The following is a 21,532-nucleotide window of genomic DNA, read 5'->3' on the forward strand; positions in this document are numbered from 1 at the left end:
TTCGCGGCTTACGGCAGCAGGATGGTGGAACCGGTGGTCTTGCGCGCCTCGAGGTCGCGATGCGCCTGGGCGGCGTCGCGCAGGGCGTAGCGCTGGTTCACCTCGATGCGCAGCTGGCCGCTGGCGACCCGGTCGAACAACTCGCGGCCCAGTTCGAGCAGGTCGGCCCGCTGGGCGGTGTAGGTCATCAAGGTCGGCCGGGTGATGAACAGCGAACCCTTCTGCGACAACAGGATCAGGTCGACCGGCGGCACCGGCCCGGAGGCGTTGCCATAGGAAACCATCATGCCCATCGGCCGCAGGCTGTCCAGCGAACCGGTAAAGGTGTCCTTGCCGACACCGTCGTATACCACCGCCACGCCTTTGCCGCCGGTGATGTCGCGCACGCGCTGGGTGAAGTTCTCGCTGGCGTAATTGATCACGTGGTCGCAGCCGTGCGCCCTGGCCAGTTCCGCCTTGGCCGGCGAGCCGACGGTGCCGATCACCGTTGCACCGAGCGCCTTGGCCCACTGGCAGGCGATCAGGCCGACCCCGCCGGCCGCCGCGTGGATCAGCACGGCATCGCCGGGCTGCACGCGGTAGGTCTTGCGCAGCAGGTAGGCAGCGGTCAGGCCTTGCAGCATCATCGCCGCGCCGGTGTCGAAACCGATGCTGTCGGGCAGGATCAACAGGCGATGCGCCGGGATGTTGCGCACCTCGGCATAGGCGCCAATCGGCCCGCCGGCATAGGCCACGCGGTCGCCGACCTTGACCTCGGTGACGCCCTCACCGACCGCCTCGACCACCCCGGCGCCTTCCAGGCCGATGCCCGAGGGCAAGGGCAGCGGATAGAGGCCGGTACGGTGATAGGTATCGATGTAGTTGAGGCCGACGGCGTGGTGGCGCACCGTCGCTTCGCCGGGGGCCGGGGCGGGCAGGTCGACTGCTTCCCAGCACAGAACCTCGGGGCCGCCGGTCTGGTGAATACGGATGGCGTGGGGCATCGGAGTCTCCTGGCATTCTTGTTGTCGAGACTGCGAGGTTATCACCCCGCCCCGCTTCCTTCCACCTTGCGCCGGGCTTTCCGGCACGCGCCTCAAACGCCGGAAAGCCGCGCCCAGGCGATACCCAGCCATTCGTGCAGGGCGTAGTAGGAATGGTGCAGGGCCGACGCGCCGGGCAGCAGATCGCTGGCCGCGAAACCGCCCCCCGTCTTGCTGACGAAATGAGCCGGCGCCGGCACCACCTGCAGCCCGGCCGCCTCGAACAACAGCCGGGCACGCGGCATGTGGAAGGCCTGGGTGACCAGCACGACGCGCGTGATCCCGGCCTGGCGCAGGATTTCCGCCGAGTAACGGGCATTGCCGGCCGTATCCTGGCTTTGTTCCTCGCGCCAGCGCACCGCGATACCGAATTCGTTTTTCAGGATGTCGGCCATCACCGCCGCCTCGGAATTTTCCGCCCGCAGCGGCCGGCCGCCGCTGATCAGCACGGGCAACTGCGTCTCCCGCGCCAGCCGGGCGCCATGGCGGAGGCGGATCAGCGACCGGTCAGTCACCGTTTCGCCACCAAATTCGGCGACCGGCCGGATCAGGCCGCTGCCGAGGATGACGATGGCCTGCGCCCCGGCCGTATCCGGCTGCCAGGCGCCGGCCCGGTCCTCCAGCGTACCCATCAGCGCCGAACCGACCGTCGGCAGCGATTGCAACAGGAGCAGCAGACCGCCGAACAAGGCCAGGCCAAACGCCCAGCGCCGCCGACGGCAAAGCGCAGCCAGCCCGAGCAAAGCCAGCCCATTGCCTGGCGGCAACAACAAGGCCGCCAGCAAGCCCTTGATCGCCCAGGCGACGGTCACCGGCCAGCGCCTCGTGACAGCTGCGGCAAGAGGAGAAACACCCACCGCAAAGACGCCAAGGCGCCAAGGAAGCGCAAAGGAAAGCGCTCAATCATTCCTTGATTTTCCTGGCGAACCCTTTGCGCCTTCGCGCCTTGGCGGTGGACTTCAAGCCTTTCCACGATCCCTCACACCGGCGTCAGCTTGGCGTATTCCAGCGCCAGCCATTTCATGCCGCTGCCACCGAAATTGACCTGCACGCGCGCATCGGCGCCGCGCCCTTCGGTCGATACGATGACGCCGATGCCGAATTTGGCGTGCTCGACCGTCTGCCCGATGCGCAGGCCGCCGCTGGCTGCCGGCTCGGCATAGCCGCCGCCGAAGGAACCGAAGGCCGGCACCGAGGAAGCCGCCTCGGCCTTCTTGTTCAGCTTGCGCAGCAAGCCTTCCGGGATTTCATCAAGGAAGCTCGACGGCATGCAGTAGCGCGTCTGGCCGTGCAGCATGCGGGTTTGCGCGCAGGAGACGTAGAGCCGCTGACGCGCCCGGGTCACCGCCACGTACATCAGCCGGCGCTCCTCTTCCAGGCCGTCCTTGCCCTCGTTGACCGAGTTCTCGTGCGGGAACAGCCCCTGCTCCAGACCGGTGATGAATACCACGTCGAATTCCAGGCCCTTGGCGGCATGCACCGACATCAGCTGCACCGCCTCCTGGCCCTCGCCGGCCTGGTGCTCGCCGGCCTCCAGCGAGGCCAGCGTCAGGAAGGAGACCAGCGCGCCGCCTTCGCCGATGGCGCCTTCGTCGTCGATGAAGGTGGCGGCGGCGTTGATCAGTTCATCGAGGTTCTCCAGGCGATCCTGGCCTTCCTTTTCCAGCCGGTAATGCTGGGCCAGGCCCGATTTCTCGATGACATGCTCGACCATTTCCGGCAGCGGCAAATTGGCCGTTTCCTGGCGCAGCCCCTCGATCAGCCGGATGAAGGCGCCCACCGTCTGGCCGGCCTTGCCGGTCAGCGAGGCGGCGGCGTTGTACAGGCTGGAATTCATCTGGTGCGCCGTGGCCTGAAGGTTTTCCAGCGAACGGGCGCCGATGCCGCGGGTCGGGAAATTGACCACGCGCAGGAAGGCCGTGTCGTCGTCCGGATTGCCGAGCAGGCGCAGGTAGGCCAGCGCGTGCTTGATTTCCTGGCGCTCGAAGAAGCGCAGGCCGCCATAGACCTTGTACGGCACACCCTTGGTGAACAATTCGTTTTCGATGACCCGCGATTGCGCGTTGGAGCGGTAGAGCACGGCAACCTGCGTCGGCGACACGCCGTCGCGCACCAGTTCGCGGATTTCCTCGACCACGAAACGCGCTTCGTCGAGGTCGGAATAAGCCTCGAAGGCGCGGATCGGCTCGCCCTCGCCGGCGTCGGTCCACAAATTCTTGCCGAGGCGCTCGCGATTGTTCTTGATGATGGCGTTGGCGGCGGCCAGGATGTTGCCGTGCGAGCGGTAGTTCTGCTCCAGGCGAATGACGTTCGGCCCGGCGTACTCGCGCTCGAATTCACGCATGTTGCCGACCTCGGCGCCGCGGAAACGGTAGATCGACTGGTCGTCGTCGCCCACCGCAAAAACGTTCGCCCCGCCCCCGGCCAGCAACTTCAGCCAGGCGTACTGCAGCACGTTGGTATCCTGGAATTCATCGACCAGGATGTGCCGGAAACGTTGCTGGTAATGCGCGCGCAAAGGTTCGTTGCGCTGCAGCAATTCGTAGCAGCGCAGCAGCAGTTCGGCGAAGTCCACCACCCCCTCGCGATTGCACTGGGCTTCGTACTCGGCATAGATCTCGACCCGCTTCTGCGTGTAGCTGTCGTACACCTCGGCCTGGCCGGCGCGGATACCCTGTTCCTTGTGGGCATTGATGAAGTGGCACAACTCGCGTGGCGGGTATTTTTCGTCGTCGATATTGAGATTCTTGAGCAGGCGCTTGACCATGGCCAGCTGGTCGGCCGAGTCGAGAATCTGGAAGGTCTGTGGCAGCCCGGCTTCGCGGTAATGGGCGCGGAGCAAACGGTTGCAAAGCCCGTGGAATGTGCCGATCCACATGCCGCGCACATTGATCGGCACCAGCGAGGAGAGGCGGGCCGTCATCTCCTTGGCCGCCTTGTTGGTGAAGGTCACCGCCAGGATGCCGTGCGGCCCGACCTGGCCGGTTGAAATCAGCCAGGCAATCCGCGTCGTCAGCACCCGCGTCTTGCCGCTGCCGGCGCCAGCCAGGATCAGACCATGCACCGGCGGCAGGGTCACGGCCTGGAGTTGGGGGGGATTCAGGTTAGCCAGCAGATCAGACATAAAAACACCAAAAATTCTTGTAAATCAAAAACCTGCATGCCGATGGCAAGAGGTCTGACCAATTCGTTGCGTGCGCGCAACGCTGGCAACAAAGAGGATGCATTTTTTCACAGACAGCCCGGCGACGCACTCGTATACTTCGTCCAAACACAATATTGCAGTGCACAAAACTTTTTGCCCACAAGGCAGTCATAGATAAACGAGTAGCTACACGCTACCCAGTAAAAGGAGTAACAGCATGAACCGTATGAAAGCCCCCAAGATCCTGCCCTGGATCGCCCGCAAGGCCGGCATTACCGACGAACTGGCGCTGAAACTGTGGCGCCGTGCAATCAGCGAGGCCGAATACCTGACCGGTCAGGCCGAGGGTTCCGAATACTGGAGCCTCGCCCTCGAACGTTTCCTCGCCATTGTCGAGGACGAAGCCGGCAAGGCGCCGGGCTATGGCCTGACCCCGGCCCCGCAAACCTCCTGGATGTGGCGCCACCAGACCCGCATGTCGAAGCTTTCCCTGCTCGCCGCACAGAACGCCTACCGCTTCTGGCAGAACACCTGGGACACCCTGTATCCGCAAAAAAAAGCGGCCTGACCGGGCGACACTGATCTGACGATCCGGCTTTCGCGTTGCGTGCAGGCAGCGCGAAAGGCTCACCCGGTCAAGCCATACCTGCCGGCCGCCTCGCCCGGCGGGGCGCCGGCACCGCTGGCAAGCCCGTCGGGCATGCCGCTTGAGGCGGTATAATTCGCGGTTACTTTCCGACTCTCAGCGAAGTTATTCCGCCATGCCCATGCAGGACAAATACATCCCGGCCGACATCGAGCGCGCCGCCCAGCAACACTGGGAAAAGACGGGCGCCGCCCGTGCCGTCGAAGACGCCAGCAAGCCCAAGTACTACTGTTTGTCGATGTTCCCGTACCCCTCCGGGAAACTGCACATGGGCCATGTGCGTAACTACACCATCGGCGACGTGCTGAGCCGCTTCCACAAGATGCAGGGCTACAACGTGCTGCAACCGATGGGCTGGGACGCCTTCGGCATGCCGGCCGAGAACGCCGCGCTGCAGAACAACGTGCCACCGGCCAGCTGGACCTACTCCAACATCGATTACATGCGCAGCCAGCTGAAGTCGCTCGGCTTCGCTATCGACTGGGAGCGCGAATTCGCCACCTGCACGCCCGAGTACTACCGCTGGGAACAGTGGCTGTTCACCCGCCTCTATGAAAAGGGTCTGGTGTACAAGAAGCTCGGCACCGTGAACTGGGACCCGGTCGACCATACCGTACTGGCCAACGAGCAGGTCATCGACGGCCGCGGCTGGCGCTCCGGTGCGCTGATCGAGAAGCGCGAGATCCCCATGTACTACATGAAGATCACCGCCTACGCCGAGGAACTGCTGTCTGAGTTGGACAACCTGCACGGCTGGCCCGAGCAGGTGCGCCTGATGCAGAAGAACTGGATCGGCAAGAGCACCGGCGTGCGCTTCGCCTTCCCGCTGGCCGATAATGCCGACGAAAAGCTCTGGGTGTTCACCACCCGCGCCGACACCATCATGGGCGTCACCTTCGTCGCGGTCGCCGCCGAGCACCCGCTGGCCACCCGCGCCGCTGCGAACAACCCGGAACTGGCTGCCTTCATCGAGGAATGCAAGAAGGGCGGCGTCGCCGAGGCCGACCTCGCGACGATGGAAAAGAAGGGCCTGCCGACCGGCATCTATGTCACCCACCCGCTGACCGGCGAACAGGTCGAAGTCTGGGTCGGCAACTATGTGCTGATGAGCTATGGCGACGGTGCCGTGATGGCCGTGCCGGCGCACGACGAGCGCGATTTCGCGTTTGCCAAGAAATACGATCTGCCGATCAAGCAGGTCATCGCCACCGAAGGCGAAAGCTTCAGCCTCGACGGCTGGCAGGAGTGGTACGGCGACAAGACCAAGGGCGTCTGCGTTAATTCCGGCAAGTACGACGGCCTGGCTTATGAAGCCGCGGTCGATGCCGTCGCCGCCGACCTCGCCGCCAAGGGCCTGGGCGAGAAGAAGACCCAGTTCCGCCTGCGCGACTGGGGCATTTCCCGCCAGCGCTACTGGGGCTGCCCGATCCCGATCATTCACTGCAAGACCTGCGGCGACGTGCCGGTGCCCGACGACCAGTTGCCGGTCGTGCTGCCCGAGAACGTCGAGATCACCGGCGCCGGTTCGCCGCTGGCCCGGATGCCGGAGTTCTACGAAACCACCTGTCCGAAGTGCGGCGGCCATGCCAAGCGCGAAACCGACACCATGGACACCTTCTTCGAGTCGTCCTGGTACTTCCTGCGCTACGCCTGCCCGGACAACGCCACGGCCATGGTCGACGAGCGCGTCGCCTACTGGTGCAAGGGCGGCATCGACCAGTACATCGGCGGCATCGAGCACGCCATCCTCCACCTGCTCTACTCGCGCTTCTTCACCAAGCTGATGCGCGATGTCGGCCTGATCGGCGATCTCGGCGAGCCCTTCGCCAACCTGCTGACCCAGGGCATGGTCGTCGCCCCGACCTTCTACCGCGATCTCGACGGCGGCAAGAAGCAGTGGATCAACCCGGCCGACGTCGATGTCGTCACCGACGAGCGCGGCCGCCCGACCGGCGCCACGCTGAAGGCCGACGGCCTGCCGGTGGTGATCGGCGGCACCGAGAAGATGTCGAAGTCGAAGAACAACGGCGTCGATCCACAGGCGCTGATCGACCAGTACGGCGCCGACACGGCCCGCCTCTTCATCATGTTCGCCTCGCCCCCGGATCAATCGCTGGAATGGTCCGACGCCGGCGTCGAGGGTGCCTTCCGCTTCCTGCGTCGTTTGTGGAAGCTGGTGCACGACCATGTCCAAGTCGGGCTGGTCGCCGCCAGCACCAGCAACGACGGCCTGAGTGCCGCCCAGGCCGACCTGCGCCGCAAGCTGCACCAGACCATGGGCAAGGTCGCCGACGACTACGGCCGCCGCAAGCAATTCAACACCGCCATCGCCGCGGTCATGGAGCTGCTCAACGCCTACGACAAATGCGCTCTAGCCGACGCTGCCGGCCGCGCGCTGGCTCAGGAAGTCCTGGAGTCGGCCACGCTGCTGCTCTTCCCCATCGTGCCGCACATCGGCCAGGCGCTCTACGCCGAGCTGAAGCCGGGTGCCGACGCCGGCCTTGCCGCCTTCCCGAAGGCCGACCCGGCCGCGCTGAAGCAGGACGAGATCGAACTGATGGTCCAGGTCAACGGCAAGCTGCGCGGCGCCATCCGCGTTGCCGCCGAGGCCGACAAGGCGACGATTGAAGCCGCTGCGCTGGCCAACCCGGAGGCTCAGAAGTTCATGGAAGGCAAACCGGCCAAGAAGGTCATCGTCGTGCCGGGCCGCCTGGTCAATATCGTCGCTTAAGAGGCCGCCATGCGCTTCCTGCTCGCCCTGATTCTCGCGGCCGCCCTCACCGGATGCGGCTTTCATCTGCGCGGCGTGGGAAGCGGCAACCTCCCCTACAAGACGATGTACATCGCGCTACCGGAAACGGCCGAGGTGAACATCTGGCTGCAGCGCTACATCAAGGCCAGCGGCAGCACGACCATCGTCGATGAAAATGACGCCAAGGAGGCCGACGCCATCTTCCAGCAACTGGGCGACAGCCGGCAGAAAACCATCCTCAGCGTCAATGCCCAGGGCCGGGTGCGCGAATATCGCCTGCAGCTCGACTACCGTTTCCGCGTCGTTAACCAGAAGGGCCAGGTGCTGGTGCCGCCCAATGAAATCAACCTGACCCGCGACATCACCTTCGACGACTCGAACGTGCTGGCCAAGGATCTGGAAGAAGGGCTGTTATGGCGTGACATGAACAACGATCTGGTCAACCAGATCATGCGCCGCCTGAGCATCATCAAGCCGAAGAACCCGGACCTCGAGGAAGACGAGGAATAATGCTGCTCAAGGGCGAACAGCTCGCCGCGCACCTCGAACGCGAGTTGCGGCCGCTCTACGTGCTGTATGGCGACGAGCCGCTACTCGTCCTCGAAGCGGCTGACGCCATCCGCGCCAGGGCGCGCCAGCAGGGCTACAGCGAGCGCGAAGTGCTCACCGTCCTGCCGCAATTCGACTGGGGCCAGCTACTGGCCGCCGGCGGCAACCTGTCCCTGTTCGGTGACCGGAAACTGATTGACCTGCGCATCCCGACCGGCAAGCCGGGCAAGGAAGGCAGTGCCGCCTTGCAGCAGTGGTGCCAGAACCTGTCGGCCGACAACCTGCTGCTCATCACGCTGCCGGAACTCGACTGGCGTGAGGAAAAGGCTGCCTGGTTTACCGCCCTGGTCAACGCTGGCGTCGCCCTCAAGCTGAACGCGCCGCCGCTCGCCGAACTCCCCGGCTGGATCGCCGGCCGCCTGCGCCGCCAGCAGCAGAGTGCCGACCTGGAAAGCCTGAAATTCATTGCCGAGCGCGTCGAGGGCAACCTGCTCGCCGCCCACCAGGAAATCCAGAAACTCGGCCTGCTCTACCCGGCTGGGCAACTGAGCATGGCGCAGGTGCGCGACGCCGTGCTCAACGTCGCCCGCTACGACATCGAAGGCCTGCGCGAAGCGCTGCTTTCTGGCGACATCGGCCGCCTGAGCCGCACACTGGACGGCCTGATGCAGGAAGGCGAAGCGCCGCCGCTGGTGCTTTGGGCGATGAGCGAGGAAATCCGTGCGCTGACCACCATCCGCACCGGCCTGGATGCCGGCCGGCCGGTCGATCAGCTACTGAAGGACGCCAAGGTTTGGGGACCGCGCGCCATCGCCGTCCGAAAAGCGCTGCAACGCCTGAATACGGCGGCGCTGGAAGCCGCCCTGCAACACGCCGGGCGGATCGACAAGCTGGTCAAGGGAATCGGCCAGGGGAATATCTGGGAAGAATTCCTCCGCTTGGGCCTGCGACTGACCACGGCCAAAGCCTAGCCGACGCCACGGACATCGGCCTGACCGCATCAGGCCGAACAAACGGCTTTTACTCGCCTTTTTCGGCCGGCGTGTCGGGCTCCAGATCCTCCCAGATGCAGGAGCACTCATGGCGGACATCGTGCAGTCCGGGTTTGCTGGTTTCCTGAACCAGGCATTCGCCCTCGCATTCATCGGAAACCACCACCAGCTTCATCTCGCCATCGACGTGGCGCTCGCCGTCCCAATAGCTGCAGGTCGCACAGACCTTCACTTCGGTCGGCAAAATCAATTTTTCTGCCATCTGATCCTCGATGGATAACCCCAAATTCGTTGCGGGTAAGAGTTTACCCGCTTCCGGAAGTTCCCTCTAATTTGTCTGGCTATAATTGCCCTTTACTCAGCACGATGACTACGATGGATATCAAGGAATACATGCAGACCGTCGGCCGCCAGGCCCGCGCCGCTTCCCGCCGCCTGGCCGGCGCGACGACGGCCGAGAAGAATGCCGCCCTGCTGCAGATCGCTGCCGCCATTCGCCGCGAGAAGGTCGCCCTGCTCGCCGCCAATGCCGAAGACGTGGCGGCTGCCCGCGCCAATGGCCTGGAAGCCGCGATGATCGACCGCCTGTTGCTGACCGAGAAGGGCGTCGAGGGTATGGCCGAGGGCGTCGAACAGGTTGCCAAGCTACCCGACCCGATCGGCGAGATGACCGACATCAAGTACCGTCCGTCCGGGATCCAGGTCGGCAAGATGCGCGTGCCGCTCGGCGTCATCGGCATCATCTACGAAGCCCGGCCGAACGTCACGGCGGATGCCGCGGCGCTGTGCCTCAAATCCGGCAACGCCGCCATCCTGCGCGGCGGCTCGGAAGCCATCCGCTGCAACCGCGCGATTGCCGCGCTGGTCCAGGAAGGCCTGCAGGCCGCCGGGTTGCCGGCCGAGTGCGTGCAGGTCATCGACACCACCGACCGCGCCGCGGTCGGCGAATTAATCACTATGCGCGAGTTCGTCGACGTCATCGTGCCACGCGGCGGCAAGGGCCTGATCGCCCGCCTGCTGGCCGAATCACGCGTGCCGATGATCCAGCACCTGGACGGCAACTGCCACGTCTATATCGACGACGACGCCGATCCGGCCAAGGCCCTGAAGATCGTCGAGAACGCCAAGACCCAGCGCTACGGCACCTGCAACACCGCCGAATCGCTGCTCGTCGCCCGCTCCGTCGCCGCCGCCCAACTGCCGGCCATCGCCGCCATGCTCACCGGCAAGGGCGTCGAGATCCGCGGCTGCGCCGAAACACAGGCCCTGGTGCCGAATGCCGTCGCCGCCACGGAAGAGGATTACTACACCGAATACCTGGCGCCGATCATCTCGGTCAAAGTCGTTGCCGGCATCGACGAAGCCATCGCGCACATCAACCACTACTCGTCGCACCACAGCGAAGCCATCGTCACCGAAAACCACCCGAAGGCCATGCGTTTCCTGCGCGAAGTCGATTCATCGTCAGTCATGATCAATGCCTCGACGCGCTTCGCCGACGGCTTCGAATACGGCCTGGGTGCCGAGATCGGCATCTCGACCGACAAGATCCACGCCCGCGGCCCGGTCGGCCTCGAAGGCCTGAGCAGCCAGAAGTGGGTCGTGCTCGGCGACGGGCACGTAAGGGGTTAAACCGCTAACATCGCATCAACATCGGCATCCCCGCTGCGGCGGGGATGCGTTTTTCGGAGTAAGCATATGGCGAAGGCAAGTTTCAACTGGGAAGATCCACTGCTCCTCGACAGCCAATTGGCCGCCGATGAGCGGCAGGTCCGCAATGCAGCCCGAACCTTCGCCCAGAAAGCCTTGGCGCCGCGCATCCGCGATGCCTTCCGTAACGAAACCACCGATCCGGCGATCTTCCGCGAAATGGGCGACATGGGCCTGCTCGGCCCGACCCTGCCGCCGCAATACGGTGGCGCCGGCCTCAACTACGTCTCCTACGGCCTGATCGCCCGCGAGATCGAGCGCATCGATTCGGCCTACCGGACGCTGCTCAGCGTGCAGTCCTCGCTGGTCATGCTGCCCATCTTCGCTTTCGGCAGCGAAGAGCAAAAACAGAAATACCTGCCGAAGCTCGGCAAGGGCGAACTGATCGGCTGCTTTGGGCTGACCGAGCCGAATTCGGGCTCCGACCCCGGCAGCCTGGCAACCCGGGCCCGCGCCGTACCCGGCGGCTGGAAGCTGTCAGGCAGCAAGAACTGGATTTCCAGCGCCCCGCTGGCCGATGTCTTCATCGTCTGGGCCAAGGATGACGACCAGGTGATTCGCGGCTTCATCCTCGACAAGGGCATGGCCGGCCTGTCGGCGCCGGTCATCCACGGCAAGGTCGGGCTGCGCGCCGCGATCACCGGCGAGATCGTCATGGACGAAGTGTTCGTCCCGACCGAGAACCTGCTGCCCGGCGTCACCGGCCTGAAAGGCCCGTTCACCTGCCTGAATTCGGCGCGCTACGGCATCGCCTGGGGCGCGCTGGGCGCCGCCGAGGCATGCTGGCATACCGCCCGCCAATACACGCTGGACCGCCGGCAGTTCGACAAACCGTTGGCCGCTAACCAGCTGGTGCAGAAAAAGCTGGCCGACATGCAGACCGAAATCACCCTCGGCATCCAGGGCGCACTGCGCCTCGGCCGCATGATGGACGACGGCAGCGCGACGCCGGAAATCGTCTCGCTGATGAAGCGCAACTCCTGCGGCAAGGCCCTCGACATCGCCCGCACCGCCCGCGACATGCTCGGCGGAAACGGCATCTCGGACGATTTCGGCGTCATCCGGCACCTGGTCAACCTGGAAGTGGTCAATACCTACGAAGGCACGCATGATGTGCACGCCCTGATCCTCGGCCGGGCCCAAACCGGGCTTTCGGCGTTTTAACCGAAACACTTTGTCACCGGAGACCGCCATGATCGCCCATCCCTACCAGGCCATCGTCGCCGCCCCCGGCTTTGCGCTGGGGATCAGCAGCACCGACGAGGAAATCACCGGTATCGAGTTCATCGAACCGCAGCCGGAATTGGCGCCCACCAACCCGCTGGCGGCCGAAGCAGTGCGGCAGTTGCGCGCCTACCTGGCCGACCCGGCTTTCGTTTTCGGCCTGCCGCTGCAGCCGGCCGGGACGACTTTCCAGCGCCGGGTGTGGGAACAGATTTCGGCCATCCCGCCCGGCCGGGTGGAAACCTACGGCCAGTTGGCCAAAAATCTCAAGAACGCACCGCGTGCTGTCGGCCAGGCCTGCGGCGCCAATCCCTACCCGATCGTCGTCCCTTGCCACCGGGTCATCGCCAGCGGCGGCGGCCTGGGCGGTTTCAACCGCGAACGCGGCGGTTTCCTGCTCGACGTCAAACGCTGGCTGTTGCGCCACGAAGGCTTCCCTCTTGGCCAGCCGGCCGACTGATCTCGCCGAGATCGACGGCTTCTGCGACGCCCTGTGGCTGGAAGATGGCCTGGCCAAGGCGACGCTGGCCAGCTACCGTTCCGACCTCGGCCGCCTGGCGCAGTGGCTCGCCGAGCATGGCCACGAGCCGCTGCTCGACCTGCGCGAAACCACGCTGACTGCCTTCATCGCCCACCTCGCCCGGCAGACCAAGGCTACCTCGCAGGCGCGCTACCTCGCCACGCTACGCCGCTTCTTTCGCTGGCAACTCGGGCGCGGCCGCATCGTCGCCGATCCGACGCTCAAGCTGGCCAACCCCAGCCGCCCGTCGCGCCTGCCCAAGGTAATGTCGGAAAAACAGGTCGAAGCCCTGCTCGACGCCCCCGACCTCGATACCCCGCTCGGCCTGCGCGACCGGGCCATGCTCGAAACGCTCTACGCCACCGGTCTGCGCGTCTCGGAACTGGTCCATCTCCGGCTGCACGAAATCAGCCTGGCCGACGGCGTGTTGCGCGCCCTCGGCAAGGGCAGCAAGGAACGCCTGGTGCCGCTCGGCCAACTGGCCATCGACTGGATCACCCGCTACCTGCACGAAGGCCGCCCGGCCATCCTGCACGGCCAGCAGAGCGACGCACTGTTCGTCACCGCCCGCGGCGGGCCGATGACGCGCCAGGCCTTCTGGCAGTTGATCAAGCGCTATGCGCTGCTGGCCGGCATCGCGCCCGAGAAACTGTCGCCGCACGTGCTGCGCCACGCCTTCGCCACCCACCTGCTCAACCACGGCGCCGACCTGCGCGTCGTGCAGTTGCTGCTCGGCCACGCCGACATCTCGACAACGCAGATCTACACCCACGTCGCCCGCGAGCGCCTCAAGTCGCTGCACGCCACGCACCATCCGCGCGGCTGAGCCGTCCCTATCGGCTACAGGCCGCCTGGATCGCTGCCCGAACTTCGGCGGCGTCCGTCACGATGGGGAAAGCCGCAGCAACCTCAGTCGGAATATCTTGCGGCCGGCCGCTCTGCAGGTCGCAAAAGACCCAGCGGGTTTCTGCCTCGACCAGCGTCTTGCCGTCGCGTGCCCGCACGAAGCGGTATTGGCGCGGCGAGCGCTGGGCGTCCATGCCGGCCACCCAGGTCGCCAGCAGGATCTCGTCGTCGCGAAAGGCAGGACGCAGATACTCGATGAAGTGGGAGCGGATCACCCAGGTCACCCCGGCCGCCAGATAGCGCGCCAGCGTCCAGCCCTGCGCGCTTGAGTGGGCGGTGGCGACGTCCTGCATCCAGCGTACGTATTCCTGGTTGTTGACGTGGCCGTTCAGGTCGATGGAATCGGCGCCGACGGTGAAACGATCGATGAAAATGCGGGGCATGGCGGGACTCTCGAATGGTTCGGGGCGCAATTTTAGCGCCCGCCCCGGGTGCGGCGATTTCACCGGCTCGGACTTCCGCCTATCATGGCAGGCATCGACAGCCAGCCGAAGCCCATGCCATGCCCGACATCCTGCGCCCCCTGGGAACCCTGGCCGGCCTCGCCGGTCTATCTTTGTGCCTGATCGCCGGCGGTATCCGCCTGGCCGGTTCGCACTGGCTGATGGGTTTCGAGATCGTCACGTTGCTGCAAATCGGCATCGGCGGCATGGTTCTGGGCTGTTTCAGCCTGCTCGTTCACCTCACCCACCCAGCCAGGCGGCGCTGATCATCCGCAGACGGTTCCGGCCGGCTTCGCTACCATCCCGCCCTCTGCCCTCTCTCCTCATGCCCATGCAAGCACTCAACCGGGACAAATGGCACAGCGTCATCAAGATCGTCCTGATCTACGCCGTCTTTGCCGCCGCCTGGATTCTCCTCTCCGACCGGGCCGTACTGCTCATCACCACGGATCCGCTGAAGATCGTCGAGATCAGCATGGCCAAGGGCTGGGCATTTGTCGTCATTACCTCCCTGCTGCTCTACTTCCTGCTCGACCGCTACTGGGGCCGCTACAGCACCGCGCTGACCGAGCGGATCAACAGCCTCAAGCTGGTCGAAACCGTCGCCGACAGCTCGACCGACGCCATCTTCGCCAAGGATCTGGAGGGGCGCTACCTGCTCTTCAACCAGGCGGCCAGCCAGTTCGTCGGCAAGCCGGTCGCCGCTGTGATCGGCCACGACGACTTCGCGATCTTTCCCCGGAAGCAGGCGGAAGAACTGCTTGCCACCAACCGTCGGATTATCGCCAAGGGGATCATCGAAAACCTCCACGAACAACTCGACACGCCCAACGGACGCAAGACCTTCTACGTCACCAAGGGGCCGTTGCGCGACACCGCGGGCCGTATCATCGGCACGTTCGGCATTTCGCGCGACGTGACCGAGCGCATGCTGTTCGAAAACGAGTTGCAGCGCCATCGCCAGCACCTCGAAGACCTGATCGCCAGCCGCACGGCCGACCTGGTCCAGGCCAAGGCGGCGGCCGAAAGCGCCAATCTCGCCAAGGGTGCCTTCCTGGCCAACATGAGCCACGAGATCCGTACGCCGCTGACCGCCATCACTGGCATGGCCAACCTGATCCGGCGCGGCGAACTGTCGCCGGCCCAGCGTGAACAGCTCGACAAGCTGGAAGCCGCCAGCTACCACCTGCTCGAAGTCATCAACGCCATCCTCGACCTGTCGAAGATCGATGCCGGCCACCTGGTGCTGGAAGAGACCCCCTTCCAGATCGAAACCGTGCTCGACAATGTCGTCACCATGCTGCACGACCGCTGCGTCGCCAAACAGCTGACGCTGTCGGTAACGCATGGCCCGTTGCCGGCCCGCGTGCTGGGTGACCAGACCCGCCTGCAACAAATCCTGCTCAACTATGCCGGCAACGCCCTCAAGTTCACCGAGCGGGGCCGCATCACGCTGCATGCCAGCGTCGAGGAGGATTTCGGTGACAGCATCCTGTTGCGCCTGGCGGTCAGCGATACCGGCATCGGCATCGCGCCGGAAGCCCAGGGCAAACTGTTCAACGCCTTCGAGCAGGCCGACAGCAGCACGACACGCAAATATGGTGGAACCGGCCTCGGCCTGGCGATCAACCGCAAGCTGGCCGAACGGATGGGCGGTACGGTTGGCGTGACCAGCACGCCGGGCATCGGCAGCACCTTCTGGCTGACCGTCCGCCTGGCCAAGGCCCCGCTGGCGGAGAACGCCCCCGCCGAACAACCGGCCGGTTCGGCCGAGCTGCGCCTGCGCGAGGCCTTCGCCGGCAGCCGCATCCTGCTCGCCGAGGACGAGCCGATCAACCGCGAAATCACCGAGATGCTGCTCCAGGACAGCGGGCTGCAGATCGACCCCGCCGAGGACGGCGCCATCGCTGTCGAGCTAGCCAGCCGCAACAACTACGCGCTGATCCTGATGGACATGCAGATGCCGAACATGGACGGCCTGGAAGCAACGCGCCGCATCCGGCAGTTGCCGAACGGCGCCACCATCCCGATCATTGCGATGACTGCCAACGCCTTCGCCGAAGACCGCCAGCGCTGCCTGGCCGCCGGCATGAACGATTTCGTGACCAAGCCTTTCGAGCCCGAGCACGTCTTTGCCACGCTGCTCAAATGGCTCACCCACCGTTGACCGAAACACCATGAGCAAAACCGAACACGCCCCTGAAACCCAGGCCACCCAATTCCTCAAAGCCAACAAGGTCGCCTTCTCGACCCACCTCTATGCCTACGAGGAGCACGGAGGGACCAAGGTCTCGGCCCGCGAGCTGAATGTGGACGAGCACGCCGTGGTCAAAACCTTGATCTTCGAAGACGAGAACGCCAGGCCGCTGATCGTGCTGATGCATGGCGACCGCAAGGTATCGACCAAGGAACTCGCCCGCCAGATCAACTGCAAGAGGATCGAACCGTGCAAACCGGAAGTCGCCAACCGCCATACCGGCTTCCTGGTCGGCGGCACCAGCCCCTTCGGCACCAAGAAGGCGATGCCGGTGCATATCGAGAAAAGCATTCTTGATTTGCCGCTGATTTATATCAACGGCGGTCGGCGCGGTTTCCTGGTCGGCATTCACCCACACGACATCCTGCGCGTGCTGCACCCCAAGGTGGTCGAGGTCGCCCTCGCCTGACAATTGAATTCCGCAATCAAATCGATTTAATCAATCGATTGGAGCTATAAATCAGGCAGACATAAAGTGGCACTCAAGCGTTCAACCGGAGTGCCACCATGACCCAGATCGTCCTTCAGCATTACGAAAAACCCGCCGCCCGCCGTCATTTGTGGGTCGGGCTGGTCATGGCCGTCGTCGCCCTCACCTTCGGCATCGAGCAGGGTTTGCAGTGGCTTGCCGCTCACCCGATGGCCACCCAAGGCTTGCAGGCCAGCCTGCTGGCCGGCGCCGCCACCGGTTTGGGGGCCATTCCGGTACTCTTGCTCCGCCGCCCCTCGGAACGCCTGATGGCGCCGATGCTCGGTCTGGCTGGCGGCATGATGCTCGCCGCCAGCCTCTTCTCGCTCCTCGTCCCTGCCGTGCAGACGGTGGCAGCCAGCGACGCGCCGTGGCTGCTCGGCATCCTCACGGCAGCGGCCTTTCTCGCCGGCGTCGCCGGCATGCAGACGCTCGACCGCCGCTTGCCACACGAGCATGTCGAGGACGTCGAAGCACGCGGCCTGATGCCCAATGTCGCCCTCGTCGTTGCCGCCATCGCCATCCACAACCTGCCGGAAGGCCTTGCCGTGGGTGTCGCAGCGGCAGCCGGGGCCGACCATGGCATGAGCCTCGGCATCGCCTTGCAGAACGTCCCGGAAGGCTGGATCGTCGCCAGCGCGATGATCGCTCTCGGCGCGGCGCCCTTGCGGGCCGCCCTCATCGCGCTCGGCACCGGTCTGGTCGAACCGGTTGGCGGCCTTTTCGGCGTCATTGCCAGCACCCTCGCCGGCGCCGCCTTGCCGCTCGCCTTGGCTGCTGCGGCCGGTGCCATGCTCTGGGTGGTCAGCCACGAAATGATCCCGGCCTCGCACCGGCCGGGCCGGATCGGTGCCGGTACGGCCGGATTGGCGGCCGGCTTCGCCGTGATGACGACACTGGCCAGTGTTTTCTGATCGGGGCAACACGCCTGTTTATGGCAGAGAACCAATTCAAACAGCGTTTGTCTTTCCTCTGCAAACCAACCCCAACCGAGGAGACGAACCATGCCGCATCGCGCTGCCATCAAGATCATCCAGAATCGTCACTTCCTGACCACCACGCCGGACAAGAGTATCCGCGCGGTGGCCGCCCACATGCGCGACAACGACGAAGGTGTCGTTCTGGTCGTTGCACCGGAGGACGGCAAACTGCTCGGCATCTGCACCGAGCGCGACCTGACCTTCAAGGTGCTGGCTGCCGGGCTCGACGCCGTCTCCACGCCGGTCGGCGCAGTGATGACCGCCAACCCGCAAACCATTCACCCCGAAAAGCCGTTCGGCCATGCCCTGCACATCATGCACGAAGGGGGGTTCCGCCACCTGCCGGTGGTACTGCCGGACGGCCGGCCGATCGGCGTGCTGTCCTCGCGCGACGCACTCGGCCTGGAGGCCTTGCACTTCTTCCGGGAACTCGACCAGAAGGCCGTGCTGACCGAAATCCTGTAAGTTGCAACCCGGCCGACACCCGCCGCCGGGTGTCGGTCAGACCGAACGTTCGATGATCACGCCGACGCGCTTGACGCCCGGCATCATGCCCAGCTTGGCGACCGAAACGCGCACCCACTGGGCAGCGAAGTTTTCCAGCAGCCAGGTAGCGATGTGCTCGGCCAGCTTTTCCAGCAGGTTGAAATGGCTGGCCGCCAGGTCGGCGCGCAGGCGCTCGACGACCACGGCGTAATCCACGGTATCGCGAATATCGTCGCTGGCCCCGGCCGAGGCGGTGGATACGCCGATCTGCAACGAGATTTCGACCGTCTGCGGCATGGCTTTTTCGCGCGGATAGATGCCTATCCACGTTGCGGCGCGCAATTCCTCGATGAAAATGATGTCCATGGGGCAGTCGGTTGGGGCTCGGGGTGTAAAATTCGCCGCGATTGTACTCCCAGCCACCCAGTTCACCCATGCCAACCGCCCTCGCCATCCTCGCCGCCTACCTGCTCGGTTCCGTTCCCTTTGCCATGATCTCCTCCAAGGTCTTCGGCCTGGCCGACCCGCGCACCTACGGCTCGGGCAACCCGGGCGCCACCAACGTGCTGCGCAGCGGCAACAAGAAGGCGGCACTGATGACCCTGATCGGCGATGCACTGAAGGGCGCCGTTGCCGTCATCGTTGCCCAGCAGATGGGGTTCAGCGACACGGTCATCGCCCTCGTCGCGCTGGCCGTCTTCATCGGCCATCTCTACCCGGTTTTCCTGAAATTCAAGGGCGGCAAGGGCGTTGCCACCGCCGCCGGCGTCCTGCTCGCGCTCGACCCCATCCTCGGCCTGGCCGTCGCCGGCATCTGGCTGCTCGTCGCCTACGTTTCCCGCTACTCCTCGCTCGCCGCGCTGATCGCCGCGGCTGCCGCGCCGGTCGTTTCGGCCCTGATGCACGGCGCCAACAACCAGACGGTCGTTGTCGGCATCCTCGGCATGGCGCTGATCGGCAAGCACTGGCAGAACATCCAGCGCCTGATGGCCGGCCAGGAATCGAAGATTGGCAGCAAGAAGAAGTAGTCCTGCTCCAGCCTCTACCCCAAACGCCGGTACGCCGGCGTTTTTGTTGCCCGGCCGATAGCCAAAGGTCATCGGCCGGATGCAATCAATCGATTGGACCGCCACCGCCAGCCTCCCTAGACTGCCTGCATCGGGCCCGCGATTCGGGCCGCACCCACAAGGAGGCTGCCATGATTTCCCGCATCATCGACCGCTGGTTCGACGAACTCGTCGCCTGGGAGCCGTATATCGACGTGCTGGCCAATCTGCCGGACAATTTCTGACAGCCAGGCGGGACGGCCGGGAACCAAGTGCCTTGCGCCGCCTCCAAAGGCTTCTCACCACCACTGATAACAGGAGCAAACGATGTCCCAAGTTACCCTCGGCGGCAACCCGATCAACGTCAATGGCAAGTTCCCGCAAAAGGGCGATGCCGCCCCCGCCTTCTCGCTGGTCGCCAAGGATCTGTCCGATGCCACGCTGGCCACCTTCGCCGGCAAGCGCAAGATCCTGAACATTTTCCCGAGCATCGACACCCCGACCTGCGCTGCCTCGGTCCGCCAGTTCAACGCCCAAGCCAACGCCAAGCCGAACACTGTGGTGCTCTGCATCTCGGCCGACCTGCCCTTCGCCCAGGGCCGTTTCTGCGGTGCCGAAGGCCTGGAAAACGTGATCAACCTGTCCACCATGCGCGGCCGTGAATTCCTCGACGCCTACGGCGTCGCCATCGCCAGCGGCCCGCTGGTCGGCGTGGCCGCCCGTGCCGTCGTCGTGCTCGACGAAAACGACCGCGTGCTGCACAGCGAACTGGTTTCGGAAATCAAGAACGAGCCGGACTACGCCGCCGCCCTCGCCGTTCTGTAAGGAGCCAGACCATGGCCAGCCTCGCCTTCGACGACTACCGCGCCCAAGCCCTTTCCGAAGGCTATGACGAAGTCCTCGTTCGCAGCTGGCCGGCCGACCTGCAGATCGACACGCACACCCATGCCTTCGCCCTGAAGGCGCGGGTCGTGCAGGGTGAAATGTGGCTGACCGTCGATGACGAGACTCGCCGACTGCAACCGGGCGACGAGTTCAGTCTCGAATACGCGGTGCCCCATGCCGAACGCTATGGCCATCAGGGTGCAACCTACTGGCTTGCCCGGCGCAACCAGCCTTACTGAGGAGCGCCGGCATGGCCAAGAAATGCTGCAAGAGCGATCCACCGTGCAAGGACTGCCCGAAACGGAAGAAGAAAAAGCACCGGATCGATGACGGTTGTTGTCTCGGCGCACAGGGCGACCAGACGATTCGATCCGTTTTCTACCTCCCGCTGACTGACATCTCCATCAAAGGCCAGCGCGGCTGAACCGCGAAGGCGCCGGCTTCCTTGGCCGGCGTACCGGCCTGCAGGCGCAGGCAACCGGCGAGCGCGATCATCGCCCCGTTGTCGGTACAGAACTCCAGTTCCGGGTAATAGACGCGGAAGCGCTTGCGCCTGGCCTCGTCGTTCAGCGTGTTGCGCAACTGCTTGTTGGCGCCGACCCCGCCGGCCACCACCAACTGCTTGAGGCCGGTCTGCTTCATCGCCTTCAGCGACTTCTTGACCAGCACTTCGACGATGGCCTCCTGAAAGGCCCGCGCTGCATGGGCCTTGAAGGTGTCGCCCAAACCCTCGCCCTGCTCGCGCACCAGCGTCAGAACCGCCGTTTTCAGGCCGGAAAAACTGAAATTCAGGTCGCCGGAATGGAGCATCGGGCGCGGCAGCTCATAAACGCCGGGCGTTCCCGTCTCGGCCAGCTTCGACAGCAGGGCGCCGCCCGGATAGGGCAGGCCGAGCAGCTTGGCACTCTTGTCGAAGGCCTCGCCGGCCGCATCGTCCAGCGTTTCGCCGAGCAATTCGTATTCGCCGACGCCGGTCACCTTCATCAACTGGGTATGCCCGCCGGAAACCAGCAGGGCGACGAACGGGAAGGTCGGCGGGTCGCTCGACAACAGCGGCGACAACAAATGCCCTTCGAGGTGATGCACCGGCATGGTCGGCTTGTCGATGGCCAGCGCCAGCGCCTCGGCAAAGGCGCAACCGACGAGCAATGCACCGGACAAGCCGGGCCCGCGGGTATAAGCCACCGCGTCGATATCGTCCAGCGACTTGCCGGCACGCCCCAAGGCCTCTCGCAGCAGCGGCACGACGCGCCGGATATGGTCACGCGACGCCAGTTCCGGCACCACACCGCCGTACTCGGCATGCATCGCCACCTGCGAATGCAGGGCGTGGGAAAGCAGACCGGCTTCGCTGTCGTACAGCGCAATACCCGTCTCGTCGCAGGAGGATTCGACACCGAGGATCAACATAGGGCGCGCATTTTAACACTTGATGCAGAAAGGTTTTTTGCAATATACTGTTGGGCTTCCCGCAACATTGCGGAAAAATTTGAGTGACCT

Annotated in this window: 23 protein-coding genes; 16 read left to right on the forward strand and 7 right to left on the reverse strand. The window is 64.7% G+C overall.

Annotation, left to right across the window (positions count from 1 at the left end):
• Positions 1-8 precede the first annotated feature (8 nt).
• From K420_RS0101685 to K420_RS0101695, 3 genes are all read right to left on the reverse strand, one after another.
• The gene (locus K420_RS0101685; RefSeq protein WP_027456522.1) at positions 9-983 is read right to left on the reverse strand and encodes a quinone oxidoreductase family protein; all 975 of its coding nucleotides are present in this window, start codon (positions 981-983) and stop codon (positions 9-11) included.
• A 92-nt stretch (positions 984-1,075) separates the two neighbouring features.
• Positions 1,076-1,834, reverse strand: coding sequence for a YdcF family protein (locus K420_RS0101690; RefSeq protein ID WP_027456523.1), 759 nt, complete (start codon positions 1,832-1,834; stop codon positions 1,076-1,078).
• 167 nt (positions 1,835-2,001) lie between these two features.
• Positions 2,002-4,146 (reverse strand): UvrD-helicase domain-containing protein, encoded by a 2,145-nt coding sequence (locus tag K420_RS0101695; protein WP_027456524.1) that lies wholly within the window; start codon positions 4,144-4,146, stop codon positions 2,002-2,004.
• A gap of 238 nt (positions 4,147-4,384) precedes the next feature.
• Between K420_RS0101695 and K420_RS0101700 the strand changes: the two genes are divergently transcribed.
• From K420_RS0101700 to holA, 4 genes are all read left to right on the forward strand, one after another.
• Positions 4,385-4,735: a hypothetical protein gene (locus tag K420_RS0101700; protein WP_027456525.1), complete on the forward strand. Its 351-nt coding sequence runs from the start codon at positions 4,385-4,387 to the stop codon at positions 4,733-4,735.
• Positions 4,736-4,934: 199 nt separating this feature from the next.
• Complete coding sequence (gene leuS / locus K420_RS0101705) at positions 4,935-7,544, forward strand: leucine--tRNA ligase (protein WP_027456526.1); 2,610 nt, start codon at positions 4,935-4,937, stop codon at positions 7,542-7,544.
• Positions 7,545-7,553: 9 nt separating this feature from the next.
• Positions 7,554-8,075, forward strand: a complete 522-nt coding sequence (locus K420_RS17830) for an LPS-assembly lipoprotein LptE (protein ID WP_035854387.1) — start codon at positions 7,554-7,556, stop codon at positions 8,073-8,075.
• Entirely contained in the window at positions 8,075-9,085 is a 1,011-nt protein-coding gene (gene holA / locus K420_RS0101715; protein ID WP_027456527.1) for a DNA polymerase III subunit delta, read from the forward strand. The genes K420_RS17830 and holA overlap by 1 nt, the downstream gene beginning before the upstream one ends.
• A gap of 49 nt (positions 9,086-9,134) precedes the next feature.
• On the opposite strand, the gene K420_RS0101720 is transcribed toward holA, so the two are convergent.
• Positions 9,135-9,368, reverse strand: a complete 234-nt coding sequence (locus K420_RS0101720) for a hypothetical protein (protein ID WP_027456528.1) — start codon at positions 9,366-9,368, stop codon at positions 9,135-9,137.
• Positions 9,369-9,481: 113 nt separating this feature from the next.
• Here K420_RS0101720 and K420_RS0101725 point away from each other — a divergent pair, with 113 nt between their 5' ends.
• The 4 genes from K420_RS0101725 (at position 9,482) to xerD (ending at position 13,386) form a co-directional block, all read left to right on the forward strand.
• Positions 9,482-10,738, forward strand: coding sequence for a glutamate-5-semialdehyde dehydrogenase (locus tag K420_RS0101725; protein ID WP_027456529.1), 1,257 nt, complete (start codon positions 9,482-9,484; stop codon positions 10,736-10,738).
• A 66-nt stretch (positions 10,739-10,804) separates the two neighbouring features.
• Positions 10,805-11,980 carry an acyl-CoA dehydrogenase gene (locus K420_RS0101730; RefSeq protein WP_027456530.1) on the forward strand — a complete coding sequence of 392 codons (1,176 nt, stop codon included), beginning with the start codon at positions 10,805-10,807 and terminating at the stop codon, positions 11,978-11,980.
• A 28-nt stretch (positions 11,981-12,008) separates the two neighbouring features.
• Positions 12,009-12,500, forward strand: a complete 492-nt coding sequence (locus K420_RS0101735) for a methylated-DNA--[protein]-cysteine S-methyltransferase (RefSeq protein ID WP_035854389.1) — start codon at positions 12,009-12,011, stop codon at positions 12,498-12,500.
• A complete protein-coding gene (xerD, locus tag K420_RS0101740) occupies positions 12,481-13,386 on the forward strand; it encodes a site-specific tyrosine recombinase XerD (protein WP_027456532.1) in 906 nt (301 codons plus the stop codon). The genes K420_RS0101735 and xerD overlap by 20 nt, the downstream gene beginning before the upstream one ends.
• A gap of 7 nt (positions 13,387-13,393) precedes the next feature.
• Here the strand turns inward: xerD and K420_RS17835 are convergent, their stop codons facing one another.
• The gene (locus tag K420_RS17835) at positions 13,394-13,849 is read right to left on the reverse strand and encodes an acyl-CoA thioesterase (protein WP_051452907.1); all 456 of its coding nucleotides are present in this window, start codon (positions 13,847-13,849) and stop codon (positions 13,394-13,396) included.
• A gap of 119 nt (positions 13,850-13,968) precedes the next feature.
• Between K420_RS17835 and K420_RS20670 the strand changes: the two genes are divergently transcribed.
• The 5 genes from K420_RS20670 to K420_RS0101770 all read left to right on the forward strand — a co-directional run bounded on the left by K420_RS20670 (position 13,969) and on the right by K420_RS0101770 (position 18,080).
• Positions 13,969-14,175, forward strand: a complete 207-nt coding sequence (locus tag K420_RS20670; protein ID WP_027456533.1) for a hypothetical protein — start codon at positions 13,969-13,971, stop codon at positions 14,173-14,175.
• A gap of 65 nt (positions 14,176-14,240) precedes the next feature.
• Complete coding sequence (locus tag K420_RS17840) at positions 14,241-16,076, forward strand: PAS domain-containing hybrid sensor histidine kinase/response regulator (RefSeq protein WP_051452908.1); 1,836 nt, start codon at positions 14,241-14,243, stop codon at positions 16,074-16,076.
• A 10-nt stretch (positions 16,077-16,086) separates the two neighbouring features.
• Positions 16,087-16,575 (forward strand): Cys-tRNA(Pro) deacylase, encoded by a 489-nt coding sequence (gene ybaK, locus K420_RS0101760; RefSeq protein WP_027456534.1) that lies wholly within the window; start codon positions 16,087-16,089, stop codon positions 16,573-16,575.
• Between the two features lie 98 nt (positions 16,576-16,673).
• Positions 16,674-17,549, forward strand: coding sequence for a ZIP family metal transporter (locus tag K420_RS0101765; RefSeq protein ID WP_027456535.1), 876 nt, complete (start codon positions 16,674-16,676; stop codon positions 17,547-17,549).
• Positions 17,550-17,639: 90 nt separating this feature from the next.
• Positions 17,640-18,080 carry a CBS domain-containing protein gene (locus K420_RS0101770; protein ID WP_027456536.1) on the forward strand — a complete coding sequence of 147 codons (441 nt, stop codon included), beginning with the start codon at positions 17,640-17,642 and terminating at the stop codon, positions 18,078-18,080.
• A gap of 36 nt (positions 18,081-18,116) precedes the next feature.
• Here the strand turns inward: K420_RS0101770 and K420_RS0101775 are convergent, their stop codons facing one another.
• Entirely contained in the window at positions 18,117-18,467 is a 351-nt protein-coding gene (locus K420_RS0101775; RefSeq protein WP_027456537.1) for a dihydroneopterin aldolase, read from the reverse strand.
• Positions 18,468-18,535: 68 nt separating this feature from the next.
• Here K420_RS0101775 and plsY point away from each other — a divergent pair, with 68 nt between their 5' ends.
• From plsY to K420_RS0101795, 3 genes are all read left to right on the forward strand, one after another.
• Complete coding sequence (gene plsY, locus K420_RS0101780) at positions 18,536-19,129, forward strand: glycerol-3-phosphate 1-O-acyltransferase PlsY (RefSeq protein ID WP_027456538.1); 594 nt, start codon at positions 18,536-18,538, stop codon at positions 19,127-19,129.
• Positions 19,130-19,474: 345 nt separating this feature from the next.
• Entirely contained in the window at positions 19,475-19,972 is a 498-nt protein-coding gene (tpx, locus tag K420_RS0101790; protein WP_027456539.1) for a thiol peroxidase, read from the forward strand.
• An 11-nt stretch (positions 19,973-19,983) separates the two neighbouring features.
• Positions 19,984-20,271: a cupin domain-containing protein gene (locus tag K420_RS0101795; RefSeq protein ID WP_027456540.1), complete on the forward strand. Its 288-nt coding sequence runs from the start codon at positions 19,984-19,986 to the stop codon at positions 20,269-20,271.
• 139 nt (positions 20,272-20,410) lie between these two features.
• On the opposite strand, the gene tsaD is transcribed toward K420_RS0101795, so the two are convergent.
• Positions 20,411-21,442: a tRNA (adenosine(37)-N6)-threonylcarbamoyltransferase complex transferase subunit TsaD gene (gene tsaD / locus K420_RS0101800; RefSeq protein WP_027456541.1), complete on the reverse strand. Its 1,032-nt coding sequence runs from the start codon at positions 21,440-21,442 to the stop codon at positions 20,411-20,413.
• Positions 21,443-21,532 lie beyond the last annotated feature (90 nt).

This window comes from Dechloromonas agitata is5, assembly GCF_000519045.1.
Classification (GTDB): Bacteria; Pseudomonadota; Gammaproteobacteria; order Burkholderiales; family Rhodocyclaceae; genus Azonexus; species Azonexus agitatus.

Bases quoted from the DNA above. Each gene is read 5' to 3' on its own strand.
- leuS (WP_027456526.1), top strand. From the start codon at position 4,935: ATGCAGGACAAATACATCCCGGCCGACATCGAGCGCGCCGCCCAGCAA.
- K420_RS0101795 (WP_027456540.1), top strand. From the start codon at position 19,984: ATGGCCAGCCTCGCCTTCGACGACTACCGCGCCCAAGCCCTTTCCGAA.
- plsY (WP_027456538.1), top strand. From the start codon at position 18,536: ATGCCAACCGCCCTCGCCATCCTCGCCGCCTACCTGCTCGGTTCCGTT.
- K420_RS17835 (WP_051452907.1), bottom strand. From the start codon at position 13,849: ATGCCCCGCATTTTCATCGATCGTTTCACCGTCGGCGCCGATTCCATC.
- K420_RS17840 (WP_051452908.1), top strand. From the start codon at position 14,241: ATGCAAGCACTCAACCGGGACAAATGGCACAGCGTCATCAAGATCGTC.
- ybaK (WP_027456534.1), top strand. From the start codon at position 16,087: ATGAGCAAAACCGAACACGCCCCTGAAACCCAGGCCACCCAATTCCTC.
- K420_RS0101695 (WP_027456524.1), bottom strand. From the start codon at position 4,146: ATGTCTGATCTGCTGGCTAACCTGAATCCCCCCCAACTCCAGGCCGTG.
- K420_RS0101735 (WP_035854389.1), top strand. From the start codon at position 12,009: ATGATCGCCCATCCCTACCAGGCCATCGTCGCCGCCCCCGGCTTTGCG.
- K420_RS0101685 (WP_027456522.1), bottom strand. From the start codon at position 983: ATGCCCCACGCCATCCGTATTCACCAGACCGGCGGCCCCGAGGTTCTG.
- K420_RS0101770 (WP_027456536.1), top strand. From the start codon at position 17,640: ATGCCGCATCGCGCTGCCATCAAGATCATCCAGAATCGTCACTTCCTG.
- K420_RS0101765 (WP_027456535.1), top strand. From the start codon at position 16,674: ATGACCCAGATCGTCCTTCAGCATTACGAAAAACCCGCCGCCCGCCGT.
- holA (WP_027456527.1), top strand. From the start codon at position 8,075: ATGCTGCTCAAGGGCGAACAGCTCGCCGCGCACCTCGAACGCGAGTTG.
- K420_RS0101730 (WP_027456530.1), top strand. From the start codon at position 10,805: ATGGCGAAGGCAAGTTTCAACTGGGAAGATCCACTGCTCCTCGACAGC.
- tsaD (WP_027456541.1), bottom strand. From the start codon at position 21,442: ATGTTGATCCTCGGTGTCGAATCCTCCTGCGACGAGACGGGTATTGCG.
- K420_RS0101725 (WP_027456529.1), top strand. From the start codon at position 9,482: ATGGATATCAAGGAATACATGCAGACCGTCGGCCGCCAGGCCCGCGCC.
- K420_RS17830 (WP_035854387.1), top strand. From the start codon at position 7,554: ATGCGCTTCCTGCTCGCCCTGATTCTCGCGGCCGCCCTCACCGGATGC.
- K420_RS0101700 (WP_027456525.1), top strand. From the start codon at position 4,385: ATGAACCGTATGAAAGCCCCCAAGATCCTGCCCTGGATCGCCCGCAAG.
- K420_RS20670 (WP_027456533.1), top strand. From the start codon at position 13,969: ATGCCCGACATCCTGCGCCCCCTGGGAACCCTGGCCGGCCTCGCCGGT.
- K420_RS0101775 (WP_027456537.1), bottom strand. From the start codon at position 18,467: ATGGACATCATTTTCATCGAGGAATTGCGCGCCGCAACGTGGATAGGC.
- K420_RS0101720 (WP_027456528.1), bottom strand. From the start codon at position 9,368: ATGGCAGAAAAATTGATTTTGCCGACCGAAGTGAAGGTCTGTGCGACC.
- tpx (WP_027456539.1), top strand. From the start codon at position 19,475: ATGTCCCAAGTTACCCTCGGCGGCAACCCGATCAACGTCAATGGCAAG.